12 protein-coding genes and 1 pseudogene are annotated in these 14146 nt (G+C 68.9%); 4 read left to right on the plus strand and 9 right to left on the minus strand.

Going from position 1 to position 14146, the window contains the following annotated elements:
* Window positions 1-229: 229 nt before the first annotated feature.
* On the plus strand, window positions 230-1738 hold the full coding sequence (locus OHA40_RS01195) for a sulfatase-like hydrolase/transferase (protein WP_330234486.1): 1509 nt from the start codon (window positions 230-232) through the stop codon (window positions 1736-1738).
* Window positions 1739-1781: 43 nt separating this feature from the next.
* Here the strand turns inward: OHA40_RS01195 and OHA40_RS01200 are convergent, their stop codons facing one another.
* Window positions 1782-2048 carry a hypothetical protein gene (locus OHA40_RS01200; protein WP_330231215.1) on the minus strand — a complete coding sequence of 89 codons (267 nt, stop codon included), beginning with the start codon at window positions 2046-2048 and terminating at the stop codon, window positions 1782-1784.
* 66 nt (window positions 2049-2114) lie between these two features.
* On the opposite strand from OHA40_RS01200, the gene OHA40_RS01205 reads away from it, so the two are divergent.
* Window positions 2115-2240, plus strand: a complete 126-nt coding sequence (locus tag OHA40_RS01205; protein ID WP_330234487.1) for an Rv1535 domain-containing protein — start codon at window positions 2115-2117, stop codon at window positions 2238-2240.
* On the opposite strand, the pseudogene OHA40_RS01210 reads toward OHA40_RS01205, so the two are convergent.
* The 3 genes and pseudogenes from OHA40_RS01210 to OHA40_RS01220 all read right to left on the minus strand — a co-directional run.
* Window positions 2234-6529: pseudogene (locus OHA40_RS01210) on the minus strand (cation-translocating P-type ATPase); the annotation flags it as partial. The gene OHA40_RS01205 and the pseudogene OHA40_RS01210 overlap by 7 nt on opposite strands.
* Window positions 6530-6538: 9 nt before the next feature.
* Window positions 6539-6958: a hypothetical protein gene (locus OHA40_RS01215; RefSeq protein ID WP_330231216.1), complete on the minus strand. Its 420-nt coding sequence runs from the start codon at window positions 6956-6958 to the stop codon at window positions 6539-6541.
* A gap of 126 nt (window positions 6959-7084) precedes the next feature.
* A complete protein-coding gene (locus tag OHA40_RS01220; protein WP_330231217.1) occupies window positions 7085-7273 on the minus strand; it encodes a hypothetical protein in 189 nt (62 codons plus the stop codon).
* A 304-nt stretch (window positions 7274-7577) separates the two neighbouring features.
* Between OHA40_RS01220 and OHA40_RS01225 the strand changes: the two genes are divergently transcribed.
* Complete coding sequence (locus tag OHA40_RS01225; protein ID WP_330231218.1) at window positions 7578-9014, plus strand: MFS transporter; 1437 nt, start codon at window positions 7578-7580, stop codon at window positions 9012-9014.
* A gap of 302 nt (window positions 9015-9316) precedes the next feature.
* Here the strand turns inward: OHA40_RS01225 and OHA40_RS01230 are convergent, their stop codons facing one another.
* On the minus strand, window positions 9317-9925 hold the full coding sequence (locus OHA40_RS01230) for a TetR/AcrR family transcriptional regulator (protein WP_330231219.1): 609 nt from the start codon (window positions 9923-9925) through the stop codon (window positions 9317-9319).
* 105 nt (window positions 9926-10030) lie between these two features.
* Between OHA40_RS01230 and OHA40_RS01235 the strand changes: the two genes are divergently transcribed.
* Window positions 10031-10822, plus strand: coding sequence for a class I SAM-dependent methyltransferase (locus OHA40_RS01235; RefSeq protein WP_330231220.1), 792 nt, complete (start codon window positions 10031-10033; stop codon window positions 10820-10822).
* Window positions 10823-10836: 14 nt separating this feature from the next.
* Here OHA40_RS01235 and OHA40_RS01240 read toward each other — a convergent pair whose 3' ends face one another.
* From OHA40_RS01240 to OHA40_RS01255, 4 genes are all read right to left on the minus strand, one after another.
* A complete protein-coding gene (locus OHA40_RS01240) occupies window positions 10837-11403 on the minus strand; it encodes a hypothetical protein (protein ID WP_330231221.1) in 567 nt (188 codons plus the stop codon).
* A gap of 28 nt (window positions 11404-11431) precedes the next feature.
* Window positions 11432-11917, minus strand: coding sequence for a glutathione peroxidase (locus OHA40_RS01245; protein WP_330231222.1), 486 nt, complete (start codon window positions 11915-11917; stop codon window positions 11432-11434).
* Between the two features lie 110 nt (window positions 11918-12027).
* The gene (locus OHA40_RS01250) at window positions 12028-12825 is read right to left on the minus strand and encodes an SDR family oxidoreductase (protein WP_330231223.1); all 798 of its coding nucleotides are present in this window, start codon (window positions 12823-12825) and stop codon (window positions 12028-12030) included.
* The gene (locus tag OHA40_RS01255; protein WP_330231224.1) at window positions 12825-14027 is read right to left on the minus strand and encodes a cytochrome P450; all 1203 of its coding nucleotides are present in this window, start codon (window positions 14025-14027) and stop codon (window positions 12825-12827) included. The genes OHA40_RS01250 and OHA40_RS01255 overlap by 1 nt, the downstream gene beginning before the upstream one ends.
* Window positions 14028-14146 lie beyond the last annotated feature (119 nt).

Below are 14146 nucleotides of genomic sequence, written 5' to 3' on the forward strand. Positions count from 1 at the left end.
CTCGACGCTACGGTGACAGCACCGAGATACGCCGCGTTCCATTCGACGACCGAATATCACTCATCGTGGAGGAACATTGCCGAGCTCGTTCACTCGAAGGGGATTTCTGACCAGCGCGGCCACCTCGGCAACGGCCGCGGCCGCCGTCTCGGCCGGGGCCGCCCCAGGCAGAGCGCGAGCGGACATCGATCCGGACAAGCCGAACATCCTGGTGATCATCGTGGACGAGATGCGCACCCCCATGTGGTTTCCCGATCAGGGGATCTTGGATGGCGTGCTGCCGAATACCGCCCGGATCCGCGAGGGCGGTGTGTCGTTCGAGAACCACTACACCGCGGCGAACGACTGCACACCGGCTCGCGGTTGCCTGCTCACCGGCCTCTATTCGCAGCAGACCGGCGTGCTGGTCGTGTCGGGGTCGACGCTGACGCCGTTGTTCCCGACCTGGGGGTCGATACTGCGCGAGCACGGGTACGACACCACCTACTGGGGTAAATGGCATCTCGGTAGCTACCCGGATCGCACACCGGGCGCGCTCGAGGCGTACGGCTTTCACGGCGGCACCTACCCTTCGCCCAATGGCGCGCCGGGCCAAGGGCTGCAAGCCGATCCGAAGATCGTCGACCAATTCGTCGACTGGTTCGACAACGACTCCGGCAGCGCACCCTGGTGCACCACCGTGTCGCTGGTCAACCCGCACGACATCCAGTGGTGGCCCCGCTGGACCCGCCGCGACCAATTCAACGCCGACATCCCGCGCTGGATGAACGATCTTCCGCCCAATTTCGAATCGCTGGAGCAACTGTCGAAAAAGCCACGGCTGCAGATGACACTGGTCGAGGTCTCGGCCGTGGCATTCGGGCCTGCGCCCTACGGAACGCCGGAAGCCATGCATGCCTGGATCGACATGCGCAACCTCTATCTCTGGGCCCAGCAGCAGGTAGACATCCAGATCGGGCGCGTGCTCGACACCCTGAACTCCCGCCCCGAGGTCGCGGCCAACACCGTCATCGTCTTCACCTCCGACCACGGCGATTACGCCGGTTCGCACGGCCTGCACGGTAAAGGCGGCGGCGCCTACGACGAGGCGATCCGCGTCCCGCTCTACGTCCACGATCCGCGCGGCTACCTCAGCCCGGCCGCAGGTACCAGCACCAGGAACCAGCTCACCTCCAGCGTCGATTTCACGCCATTGCTGCTCACCATCGCCACCGGCGGAAACGGCTGGCGCGGCGATGGCCGCTACGAACACCTCAGCGGGCGACTCGACATCGCCGCGCTCTGCCGTAACCCGAGCGCCGCAGGCCGTCCCTGGGTCGCGCACACCACCGACGAGGACTCGATCGAAGAGGCTGCGATCCTGTTCAACCAGAACGCGCCGGGCCACGTGGCGATGGTGCGCACCGCCGACGCGAAATTCACTTCCTACTCCCATTGGGTGCGCGGCCAGATCCAGATCGACGCGGCGACCGAGCAGGAATTCGAACTCTACGACTACAGCACCGACGGCGGCCGGCTCGAGCTCGACAACCAGGCCGCGACCGGAAACCCGCTGCGCGGGGAGATGGCATCACTGCTCGACGACGTCATCCGCAACGAGATCCAGCAGCCGCTGCCGCCGTATCTGCGGGCCGCTCAGGAGGAAGGTATCGGCGACTACATTTCAGCGCAGACGAACATCCTGCTCCAAGCCGAGCGGATCGGTAACGCGCTGCTGGATCTCGTGCCCCCGTCCTAGACGGCATGAGCCGGGCACCGTCCGCCGGCACCAATCGCTTCAGCTAAGCGTCTTCAAGGGCTTCGCCGATTTCGTGGGCGACGCGATTGTGCTGATTCTGTACCAGCCAGTGCCCGGCCCCCAGGGCCACCGCGACGGGCCATTCGATGATCTCCGCCGCGGCCAGCGCGCCGAGTGCGCCGTAGTATGCCAACTGCTCGGGCCGAGGGATGCGGACCCGGCCGACCACCGGCAGGTCCACCGCGAAACCCTGCGCAGCCAGCACCCGATCGACCGCGTTCCGGTGGCTGGTAGGCGACTTTTCGGCCATTTGTTGCCTCCCGGTCATGGTGCATTCGCGAATTCGACGCCTGACTCCCCGACGGTGTCTGGCGTGATGAGAACTGATGTAGGCGTCAGCTCGGATCCGTTGACGGATGCGCTGACGCAGGTGCTGACCGTGCCGTTGCGCGAGTTGTACGCAGTGCTGTGGCGCTTGGGGGTCATCGAGATCGTCGGCTGAGCGTCCCGTTGCCGACCGCCCGCGGCGGACAGACGCGGAGCGATCGCCGCGACGGCGGTCGCCACGGCGGCCGTCGACAACGCCTGACACCAGCCGACCGGACCCAGCGGCGTGCTGCCGAGCAGATGGCTGACTCCCGGCGTGCTGATCAGCGCGCCGAGCGCCAGCAATGAGCCGGCCGCGGTGGCGACAACCAGCGGGCTGCGCGAGTCGATGAGCGTCTGCCCCAACTGCGTCGCGACCAACGCCACCAGAGCCACCGTCGACGCGCGCCGCCGCCGGCCCGTCAACCTCGCCAACACCCACGCGGCCATCGCGGCGGAGGCGGTCGTCGCACCACGCACCGCTACGGTCCGCCACAACGCGGCCCGGTCGGGCCCCCGGCCGGTATAACGCAGCCCGGCACTGGGCGGGCTGACCGCAAGGGCCGCGGCGGGCAGCGCATCGGTGAGGATGTTGACCAGCAGCAATTGGCGGGTGTTCAGCGGTGCCCGGCCGGTGAGCGCGGTGCCGGCGATCGCAAAAGCCACCTCGCCCGCGTTGCCGCCGAGCAGCACGGCCACGGCCGACTGCACCCGCCGCCACAGCTGCCTGCCTTCGTCGAGGGCGTCCAGCAGCGAACGGATCCGCCCGTCGAGCAGCATGACGTCGGCGGCGATGCGGGCCGGATCGCTGCCGCGCGCGGCCACGCCGATGCCGACGGTGGCGGTGCGGATGGCCGCCGCGTCGTTGGAGCCGTCGCCGACCATGGCGCACACGTGACCCAGCCGCTGGATTGTCTCGACGATCTGCACCTTGTGCTCGGGTGACATCCGGGCGAACACCCGCCGGCCCTGCACCGCCTGCTCCTGTTCGCGCCGGGACAGCGCCTCCCATTCGGGCCCACTGATCACCTGATCGTCGTCGACGGGCATGCCGACCGCGGCGGCGATCGCGGTGGCCGTCACGGGGTGGTCACCGGTGATCAGCCGCACCCCGATGCCGCGGTCGGCCAGCTCGGCCAGCACCTCGGTCGCGTCCGCGCGCGGCGTGTCCGAAAGTCCGAGCAACCCGGCGAACCGCAGTCCATCGCTGCACAATTCGGTGAAGGCATCGGCGTCGTCACATACCGATTGGACCTGCGACGCCGAGAGCTGCCGTGTGGCGACGGCAATCACCCGCAGCCCGTCGGCGGCCATCTTGCGCACCTGCCGCTGCACCGCCTCGTCGGCGTCCGCGCACGCCGCGAGCACCACCTCCGGCGCCCCCTTGATCGACAACTGTTCGCCGTGCACGGAAGCCGAGAACGGGCGGCCCGACCGGAACGGCAAATGCGCCGCCGCCGCGCCGCGGTCCAGGGCGCCCCCAGCCTCGGCGACCGCATGGTCGGTTGCGTGTTCATGCGGCCCACCGTTGGCGAGCGGTACGGCCCGGAGGGCGTGCAGGCGCACATCGTCGTCGGACAACCCGCTCGCGGCGTGCACCGTGGTCACCTGCAGCCGGTTCTCGCTGAGCGTCCCGGTCTTGTCGAAGCACACCACGTCGACACGGCCGAGCGCCTCGACCGATCGCGGACTACGCACCAGCGCGCCCGCGCGGGTCAGCCGCCGCGCCGACGCCTGCTGAGCCAGCGTCGCGACCAGCGGCAGCCCCTCCGGAACAGCGGCCACGCTGACGGCCACACCGCTGCTGACGGCCTGCCGCAGACCGGTGCGCCGCAGCAGCCCCAGCGCGGTGACCAATCCCCCGCCGGCGAGGCTGAACGGCCACGCCTTGCTCGTCAGCTCTTTGAGCTGGGTCTGTAGGCCGGCGGCCGAACCGTCGGTATGCGGGATTTCGGTGGCACGGCGCGCCTGGGTCTGCTCACCGACGCCGGTGACGATCGCGAGCGCGGTGCCCGCGACCACTGTCGTGGTGGCGAACAGCATGCAAGCCCGCTCGCCGAGGGGCGCGGCCGGAGTGGCGGCGACCTGCTTGGACACCGGCAGCGATTCCCCGGTCAAGGACGACTCGTCGGCTTCCACGTCGAGTGCGTGGGTGAGCCGCGCGTCGGCGGGCACCACTTCACCGGGCCGCACCTCGATAACGTCACCGGGGCGCAAGTCGGCGGCATCGACCATCTCGTAGCGGTCGGCGCCGATCAGCCTGCGGGCCGGTGGGTCCTGCGCGGCCAGTAGCCGCCGCAGCAGTCGCTCGGACCGGATCCGCTGGGTCGCCGCCAGGACCGCATTCCCGGCGAGCACCGACCCGACCATGATCGCGTCGACCGGCGAGCCCAGCACCGCGCTGGCCGCCGATCCCACCGCCAGCACCGGGATCAACGGGTCCGACAGCTCGTCGCGCATCGCGCCGGCGAAATCCGACACCGCCCGGCGCACCGGATCGATGACCGAGCGCGCGGGGCGGGCGGCGGATACCAGCCGCGAGCGCTTGCCCGCGTGTGCAGGCTGCAGCATCCGACACACCTGTTCGACGGACATGGCGTGCCACTCGTGCACGCTCGCGGCGCGCGGCGGCGGCACCCTGAGCGCTCCGCCGGCGAGCCGATATCCCGTCCATGCGCCGGCGGCGGCACCGGCGGTGACCGGAGCCAAGCCGCGGTCCCGCACCCCGGGAATCATCAGCAGCGCACCCAAAAGGGAAGCACCGGTGGCGATTTCGACGCCGCGTTCACTGGCTCGACGGGCCGCGGGCAGCGCGTGCACGATCCGCCACACGCTGTCCAGGTCGTCGACGAGCACGTCGGCGTGCCACGGCGGCGGCCCGCCCGCGGCGACACCGATCGCGACGTCGGCGTCGGCGAGTGCCTGTGCCGCGGTACTCGACACCACCGCGACCGTGCGGCCTTCCCGCTGCAACCGATGCACCGTACCGGCGAGCGCTTCGTCGAGGGACCCGTTCACCGGATCGAGGTCGTCGAACGACGAGCGCAGGTCGCCGAGCGTATCGACGTCGACCGACACCACCTCGGCGCCGCTGCGGCGCACTTCGCCGAGCACCGCCGATGCCAGTGGATGATGCGCGTACCGCACCAGCACCGCGCTGCCGCTGCCATTGCCGGACACCGACCGTGCCACCCGCTGCCACCCAGGGTGCAATGCGCCGCAGTCCAATTGGTCCTGTGCCCACTGCCATACCGTCGCCCGCTCGTGCTCGGGCACGTCGCGGATGCGTGCGACCCGCAGTTCGTCGCAGCACAACGCCCGAGGGTCGAGTACCACGGCATCGACCCGGTCGAGGCACCGGAACACCAGGGGCCGCAAGGGCAGCACGCCGTGCCGTTCGGCCAGACCGCGGGCGAGTGTCGCGGCGAACGACTCCCGGCTGGTGCGGGCCGCTTTGGGCGCGGCGACCATGACGGCGGTGGCGGCGGCGTCGAGGTCGGCGGTGAGAATGCCGACCGCCGGTGCGGCGGCCGCCTGCGCCAGTCCGCTGCGGTCCCCATGACGCTCAACCGGTCCCGGCGGCCGCGGCCTCGGTCGCTCACCGGGCCGGACACCGTCGGTACACGTCGCGTGTGCCGCGAGCCCGGGCTCGCGGCGTTGCCAGATGGTGGCCGCGGCACGGGTCTCGGCGGCCTTCGCGAGGTGGATGAACAAGTCGACGCCCAATGACGCCGGTAGTTGGGTGACGGTGTACGCGGCGGCCGTGGCGAGCGCGATCGCGGTATCGGCAGCGTCGGCGCCGAGGCGCTGTTCGACGGCGCGACGCAGCCGCGGCTGGTAATCGATGAGCGCGACAACAGCATTGACGCCTGCGGGCAGCCGCCGCAACCCGACCACCCGGCCGGCCAGCGCGACCCCCAGGCCGACGGTATTCATCGCCGCCGAGACCATGCTGCCGGCCAGCACGATGCCGTCGGCGGGGAGGTCGACCGGCGGGTGACCGGAATCGGGGTGCCGATCTTCGGCCGCGGCCACCACATCGCACAACTCGTCGACGGTTGTCGTTTCGTCCATCTCGACGATGACACGCGACAGCGGGTAGTTGAGGGCGGCCGAAACTACACCACGATGCGCGCGCAGAGCGGCGAGTATCGCGGCGCCCACATCGTCGTGCTCGGAGAGGCCGCGGACTTCGATCCAGCAGCGGTCGTCGCCGCGCCAACGGCGCCGGGCCCGCTTACCGCCGAGCAGTTCCGACGCGGCCTCGGTGATCGCCTCGACCACGCGGCCGGCGGGCAGTGCGCGCACCGGCAAGGTCGCGAGATCCATGCCCGCGGCGGTGACGACCGCAGCGGACCGCACACCCGCGTCGAGGGCGCGCAGGGGCAGTGACGCGGAGGTCCGTACCAGCCGGCTCAGGTCCACCGTCGACGGCTAACCCATGCTCGGCGACCGCCGCGACGACGCCGCGCTCTTGCGTGCGGGGGTCACCGCTTCGTCGCCTCGGCGGGGCGTACGGTCACTTTCCGAGTCCGGCTCGAGGTCTCCGGAAGCGTCGGGCGCCGGGTGCTTGCTCGACCGCTGACCGAGCTGCCGGACCACCAAGGCGGTGCCTCCGACACCAAGCAGCACGGGCCAGTCCACCAAACCCGCGGCGCCGATCGCCGCCAATGTCAGCGCGGCCGCCGGTGTCGAGTGGCTGCCTCTGCTCAGCCCGCTCTTCACGCCGGTGGCGGCACCTTGAATGCCGCCGATCACGCCGTTGACGGCGGCGCCGCCCACGGCCCCGGCCGCGGCCGCCGTCGCGTCGGCCGTCCGGGTGATCACAGCCACCGCGCCTTCGGAAATATTCATATTCACTCCGTCGCGTTCACCGTTCAGACACTAACGAGCAAACCGGAGTTTACCCCGAAGACAAGGTTGTGTCCCTGAAGCGCCGAGAAGTGCCCGCCAGCCTGCACAACCTCCTCGCCAGCGCCGCTACGTGGGACGAACCACCGAGAACCTGATACGTCGCGTCATGATCACGACCGCGAACTGCCGCTCCACGGAGTAGTTCTCGATCCGCTGCCCGACGATGATGATCCGGTTGGCCAATTTCTGGCAATCACCCAGGCACGAGCGCCGGATGGTCGCGGGACCTGGTCGACGGCGACCGAACAGATCCATGCGCGTCGATGTGTCATCTCGGTGCCTACGCCTTACATCAGGTGACCGGATCTCCGCAGCGAGAGGGCGAGCGCTTCGGTGACGCGTATAGGTAGGCAGCGCAGCCGACTCCGGGTGTTGGTGCCGCGCAGCACTTCCCTTGGGATACCGGTCGCCGCAGAGCCACGTGCGCCGAGTGGCCAGGCCGAGCATGCGCTGTGCCCGGAAGCCATCCCCTTGTGGCACAGGCGCTCAGCATGGTGCTGGCAGTACCAGTGTTACTGGGCTCCTGTTACCGGTGCCCGGCACACCGCAAGCTCGGAGCATGACACAGACCATCTCGCCGGGTGCGGCGGCGACGCGCGCCGCCGCACCGCCCGCCGCGCTGGGAGCGCGGCGTCCGCTGGCCATCCTCACGGTCATCCTCACCGGCCAGTTCATGGCGGTGCTCGACGCTTCCATCGTCAACGTGGCGATTCCCTCGATTCGCGGCTCGTTGCACACCAGCGGCTCGGCTCTGCAGCTGATCGTCGCCGGTTACGTCATCGCCTATGCCGTCCTGTTGGTCACCGGCGCGCGGCTCGGCGACCGGTTCACCCAGCGCCGCACGTTCATCGCGGGACTGGCGGCGTTCACGCTGGCCTCACTGGCCTGCGGGCTGGCGTGGAACGAGTCGTCGTTGATCGTCTTCCGGTTCGCCCAGGGCGTCGGCGCGGCGGCGATGGTGCCGCAGATCATGACGCTCATCCAGCGCGTCTTCACCGGCGACGCCAGGGCGAGGGCGCTCAGTGTCTACTCGGCGATCATTTCCGGCGGCATGGTCGCAGGGCAGGTGCTCGGCGGGCTCATCGTCAACGCCGACCTGTTCGGCAGCGGCTGGCGCGGTGTGTTCCTCGTGAACGTGCCGATCGGCGTCGTGCTGCTCGCGGTGGCGCCGCGTGTCCTGCCGTCGGCGACCCCGCGCATCGAGCGCAAGCTCGACCTACCCGGGTTGGCGACGCTCACCGTTTCGGTGCTGCTGCTGGTGCTTCCTCTGGTGCTCGGCCGGGAGCTGGATTGGCCGCTGTGGTCGTGGATTTCGCTGGGCGCCGGCGTTATCGACCTCGCACTGTTCGTGACCATCGAGCGGTTGGTCGCGGCGCGCGGCGGCGAACCACTGTTCGCCCGGCCGGTCCTCACGGCACCGGGACTGGCGCTCACGGCGGTCGCGTTGTTCGTGATCATGGCCACCTTCGGCGGCTGGATGTTCGTCATGGCGATCCACCTGCAGAGCACTCTCGGCTACAGCGCGCTGCATGCGGGCCTGCTGTTCGTCCCGCTCGGCGCCACCTTCGCGGCGGCCAGCCTGAACTGGGAGCGGATCCCGAATCGGTTCCATGCCGACATGATTCCGCTCGGTCTGGTGCTCGGGGCGGCAAGCATGGTCGCGCTCGGCGCGCTGCTGAACGACGGCGCCGATGTCGGCATGCTCGCGCTGGTGCTGCTCGGCCTGTGCGGCGCAGGCAACGGTCTGGCGTTCAGTCCGCTCATGACCCGCACGCTGGCCAAGGTCCCGATGACCCTGGCGGCCGATGCGAGCGGCATCCTGGTGACCACCGTGCAGCTCGGCATCGTGGTCGGCATCGCCACCTTCGGGTCGCTGTTCCTCGGCCTCGCGGGCAGCACGGTGTCGAGCGCGGCGCACGCGTTGGGCGTCACGGCGATCGCCGAAGGCGTCACGGTCCTGCTCGCCGCGGCATTCGCGGCCCGCGCGGCGCGGTAACCGCACATCGGCGTGTGCCGGAGTCGTGCACGGCTCCGGCACACGCCGCTTTCCGACACCTTCGAATCATCGCGACGCAAATTATCGCGCCCGACTACCGCCGCCCGCCATACTCGGAACGGGTGCGCGCGGCGGCCCGGGTCACCCCGGCTCGGGCCGCCGCAATCGGCGCACTTGTCGATCGCGTTCCAAAGAATGTGCCGGAAAGGCGTTTTCGCGCGCGGCATAGAACTCGACGGCGAGCGTCGTGACGACGGCTCCAGCTCGACGCGGCACTTCCTCCGCACCGCACATCGAGCGGATCACCGCCGTTCGTGCTGTGCTTCTTGCAGGACATCGGCGAGCACTGCGGCCACCATTTTGCGAACGGCGGCAGCCTCCGGTGCGGTGCCTTTCCGGTCCGCATACAGCAGATGCCCGGCGCCGATCAGCGTGGGCGCGAGTGTGTCGATATCGGCTTCTGCCGCTACGCGGCCCAGGTCGCGCTCCGCGGTGAGGTAGGAGGCGATCATGGCCGCGGCTTCCGTCACTACCGGCAGGCCGACCAGCCCGGCCCGGCGCAGGCGGGCACGCAACTCGTCCCGGAAGGTGATCAGGGGAACGATCGCTCCGGCGACCGACCCGAACACGTCCGCCAGCGCGCTGGTGACATTGTCTGCGACAGCACCGGTTCCGGCTGCCTCGCGCAGAGCGGCGGCCTGATGCTCGATTCGGCGAATGCGATCGAGCACGAACTCGGCGAGGAAAGCATCGAAGTCCTCGAAGTGCCGGTGCAATACACCCTTGGCACAGCCCGCCTCCATGGTGATCGCCCGGCTGGTCAGCGCGTTCGCCCCGTCCCGGAGCAGGACGCACTCGGCGGCATCGAACAGCTGTTCACGCGCGTCGCGGAGTTGTATACCGGTCGGCACCTGGCCCCTGTCCTTTCGTTCCTGGAAGCACACCTGGCGTAGTGGGCATGCGCCCACTACAGTGGGCGCATGCCCACTCTACCGCATGGCCCATCGAGTCCCTCCGTGAACGAGTCTCATCGAGCCCGTCAGGTGGCCGAGTCGTTCGGCGTGGACGCGGCGCGCTACCACCGGTCCCGCCCCCGCTACCCCCAAGCCATGGTGGAGGCCATCGTCGCCGCGAGTCCAGGCCGCGATTTGCTGGACGTCGGCGTCGGTACCGGGATAGTCGCCCAGCAATTCCGGGCGGCAGGCTGCACGGTGCTCGGAGTCGAACCCGACGCGCGCATGGCCGACTTCGCGCGGCGCGGCGGAATCGAGGTCGAGGTGGCCACATTCGAAGCTTGGGACCCGGCTGACCGGACGTTCGACGCCGTCGTCTCCGGGCAGACCTGGCATTGGGTAGACCCGATCGCCGGGGCGGCCAAGGCAGCCGAGACGCTGCGGCCCGGGGGACAGCTGGCGTTGTTCTGGAACGCGAGTCGGCCACCCAGCGAACTGGAGGAGGCATTCACCGAGGTCTATCGCACGGTATTGCCCGACTCGCCCATTGCCCGCCTGGCTACGGCCTCGGGGTCGACGCCGTACGCGATGATGTGCGACAAAGCATCCGACGGGATTCGGCAGGCCGGCACGTTCGGTGAGCCGAAGCAGCGGCAATTCACCTGGGAGCAGTCCTACTCCCGCGACGAATGGCTGGAGCTGTCGTCCACCACCGGCATCACCACCCAGCTCCCGAGGAACGTCCTGGACGAGGTGCTGGCAGGCCTCGGCGCGGCTATCGATGCGGTGGGAGGCAGCCTCGTCTGCCGCTACACCACTGTCCTGGTCACGGCGCCCCGAAACCATGCTGCCTGACCCGGCTCCGGTACCTACTTCATGAGGCTCAGCAGGCCGAGATTCGGTTCGAGCGCGCCATCCTGACCGAGCGCCGAGAAGTCTGCCTCCACGGCCGAGCGCGTGAGCTTCCCCGCGCGCACCGCGCGGTAGCGCACGAACGACCAGAGAAAGACGTCGAGGTTGTCGAAGCGGGTGCCGCCTTCGAGCACCTCCTCTTCATGGAACCACACGGCCACTTGGCCGTTGGTGAGCACGACGTACAGATTGCCGCCGCCGTCGGCACCGATCGAGTAGACATCGTCGTCGGTGAGCTCGGTCGTGTAATCCGAATCGCGTATGCCGCAATCGTTTACGGCGAAATCGAAACCGTAGGACCAGGAGAAGATATCCAAGAACTGCGGCAGCCTGCCCGAGCGCACCCGTCGGTCGAACGCGGCCAGCGCCGCCGCGTCGGCGGGAGCCAGACGCGCGAGAAACGGTGCCACTGGACGGGTTTGCTCCAGTACGTGGACGGGCGCGGCATCGGGGAACCACTGCGCGAGATCGGAATCGAGGTCGCGATCGGTGTAGCCGACCACGTCGGCGAGGGTGAGCGTCACACGGGGGAGTGTAGAAGCACCTCAGAACTCAGAGAACGGCTTCGATCGCCGCGACCAGTTCGGGCGACTCCGGCGTCACGGTCGGGCGGAAGCGGCCCGCCACCTTCCCGTCCCGGTCGATGAGGAACTTCTCGAAGTTCCACTGGATGTCACCGGTGTTGCCGTCGGCGTCGGCGGATTCCACCAAGGTCTGGTAGAGGGCATGTCGGTTTTCGCCGTTGACGTCGGTCTTGTCGAGCAGCGGGAAGTCCACGCCGTAGGTGGTGGAACAGAACTGCTGGATCTCCTCCGCGGTGCCCGGCTCCTGGCCCATGAATTGGTTGCACGGTACGCCGACCACGCTGAATCCGCGCGGGCCGAAGGACTTGTGCAGCTCGACGAGGCCGGAGTACTGCGGTGTCAGGCCGCATTTCGAGGCCACGTTGACCAGCAGGACGGCGTGGTCGCCGACCAGGTCGGCCAGTGTCGTCGGCTCGCCGGACAACGTGCGTAGCGGAACGTCGCGAAGGCTCATTCGTATCGGACCTGCCCATTCTTGATCGTTGGTCCACCCCGACGGCCACGGTACCGGATCGTCCGGGAACCGGATTGCCGCCGGTCCCGGCGTCGCGGAACGGCCCCGTTCTACTCGTTGGACGAGGCATCGAGCGGACGCACCGGAGCCTCGGGTTGCACCTCGACCAGGACCAGATGCGCGCCGCGCGGCGTCGACACCACCGCGACCACCGCTGCCGCCAGGTCGCCCGCGCGCAACATGTACGGATGCCTGGCGAATCCCCAGGTCCTCCAGTCCTCCAGCAGTGGGCCGACGATCTCGGGCGTGGAGTCCATGCCCATCCCGGTGAGGGTCGGTCCCGGCCGAACCAGCGAGGCGCGAATGCCCGTGCCCTCCAACTCCATCCGCATCTGTACGGCCATCGCCTCCAAGCCTGCCTTGGCGGCGCTGTAGGCGCCGGTGCGCGGACGCGGCTCCGGCGCGCAGTCCGAACTGATCAGCACGACGTCGCCGCGTTGCCTGCGCAGCATGCCGGGCACCACCTGGTGCACCAGGCGGTGTGCGCCGACGAGATGGACGTGCACCTGACGCAGGAATCGTTCCGGATCCATCGCGTGCACCTGGCCGAACTCGATGTCGCCCGCGCTGGACACCACGATCTCGGTAGGCCCCAACGCTTCCTCGGCCGCGCGCACGAACTCCTCGATCGAGTCCGGTTCGGTGACGTCGAGCCGGTGCACGAAGGCTTCGCCGCCGTTCGCCCGGATCTTGTCCGCCAGTTCGGAGCACTGCTCGACGCGACGCGCACCGAGCGCGACCGGGTGGCCGATTTCGGCCAGTGCCGTGGCGGTGGCCGCGCCGATCCCAGAGGAAGCGCCGGAGACGAGCGCGGGCCTGCGTAACGGATGAGGTGCGAATCTGGGCACTATCGGGTCTCCACGGTGATCGGAAGGTGGGCGAAACCGCGCACGTTCGAGGAGTGCACGCGCACGATTCCGGACTCCAGCACGTCGTAGGAGCGCACTCGCGACGCGAACTCGCGCAAGGCGACGCCCGCCTCCAGCCGCGCCAAGTGCGCGCCGAGACAGAAGTGCACGCCCGCGCCGAAGCTGGCCAGTCCGGACTTGTCGGCACGATCGATCCGGAAGGTGTCGCCGTCATCGAAGACTTCGCGATCGCGGTTGGCGGAGCCGATCAGCAGAAGCACCTTCGCACCCGCTGGAATGGAACCGTCGTGATAGGCGAGATCTTCCGTCGCGGTACGCGCGATGATCTGGCTGGAGGTGTCGTAGCGCAGCGTCTCCTCCACCCAGTCGGAGACCAGATCCGGATCGGCGACCACCTTCGCGTACTCCCCCGGATTGCGCGCACCCCAATACAGTGCGTTACCCAGAAGCTTTGTCGTGGTCTCGTTCCCGGCCACCACCATCAAGAACAAAAACCCGATGATCTCCTCGTCGGACAGCCGGTCGCCGTCGGTCTCCCCGCCCAGCAGCGCCGAAGTCAGATCCTCGCGCGGCGCACGTCGCCGCTCGGCCACCATCTCGGTGTAATAGCCGAGCAACTGGATGGACGATTCGACTGCAGCCACCGGGATGTCGAGCACACCGTCTTCGCGGTGCACGACCAGATCGGCCAGCCTGCGGATCTCCGCGCGGTCGGCCTCCGGCACCCCCATCAGCTCGGAGATCACGTTCATCGGCAGCTTGCCCGCGACCTGCTCGATCCAATCGAACGTTCTGCCCGCCACCGCCGGATCCAGGTACGACAGCGTCAACTCCCGGATGCGGTCCGCCATCTCCGCGACCCGTTTCGGCGTGAAGCCCTTGTAGACCAACCGCCGCATCCGCATATGTCGCGGATCGTCCATCGCCAGGAACGACATCACGCGGTGCGCGTGCGGACCCCATGCCGCCGGATCCAACGACACACCGTTCGCGCTCGACAACCGCGCACTGTCGCGAAACGCCCCGGTCACGTCCGCGTGCCGGGACAACGCCCAGAAATCCAGGTCCGGATTGTGATACAGCGGCGCCTCCTCCCGCAACCGCCGATACGTCGGATAGGGGTCCTCGTGGAATCGGTAGTCGTACGGGTCGAACGTCACGGGCTGCACTGCCGCCGTCATCGCCCGCACTCCGTATTCGGTAACAGGTTCCGACAGGCGGTAAGGCACATTCCCCGTCGCCGAGACAGATAGCTGGACATGTGTCTGGACACTACCATCGCCCTCTCGCTCCGACAATC

It is taken from the genome of Nocardia sp. NBC_00508 (genome assembly GCF_036346875.1).
In the GTDB taxonomy this organism is placed as follows: Bacteria; Actinomycetota; Actinomycetes; order Mycobacteriales; family Mycobacteriaceae; genus Nocardia.

Bases quoted from the DNA above. Each gene is read 5' to 3' on its own strand.
- OHA40_RS01195 (WP_330234486.1), top strand. From the start codon at position 230: ATGCGCACCCCCATGTGGTTTCCCGATCAGGGGATCTTGGATGGCGTG.
- OHA40_RS01200 (WP_330231215.1), bottom strand. From the start codon at position 2,048: ATGGCCGAAAAGTCGCCTACCAGCCACCGGAACGCGGTCGATCGGGTG.
- OHA40_RS01205 (WP_330234487.1), top strand. From the start codon at position 2,115: ATGAGAACTGATGTAGGCGTCAGCTCGGATCCGTTGACGGATGCGCTG.
- OHA40_RS01215 (WP_330231216.1), bottom strand. From the start codon at position 6,958: ATGAATATTTCCGAAGGCGCGGTGGCTGTGATCACCCGGACGGCCGAC.
- OHA40_RS01220 (WP_330231217.1), bottom strand. From the start codon at position 7,273: ATGGATCTGTTCGGTCGCCGTCGACCAGGTCCCGCGACCATCCGGCGC.
- OHA40_RS01225 (WP_330231218.1), top strand. From the start codon at position 7,578: ATGACACAGACCATCTCGCCGGGTGCGGCGGCGACGCGCGCCGCCGCA.
- OHA40_RS01245 (WP_330231222.1), bottom strand. From the start codon at position 11,917: ATGAGCCTTCGCGACGTTCCGCTACGCACGTTGTCCGGCGAGCCGACG.
- OHA40_RS01255 (WP_330231224.1), bottom strand. From the start codon at position 14,027: ATGACGGCGGCAGTGCAGCCCGTGACGTTCGACCCGTACGACTACCGA.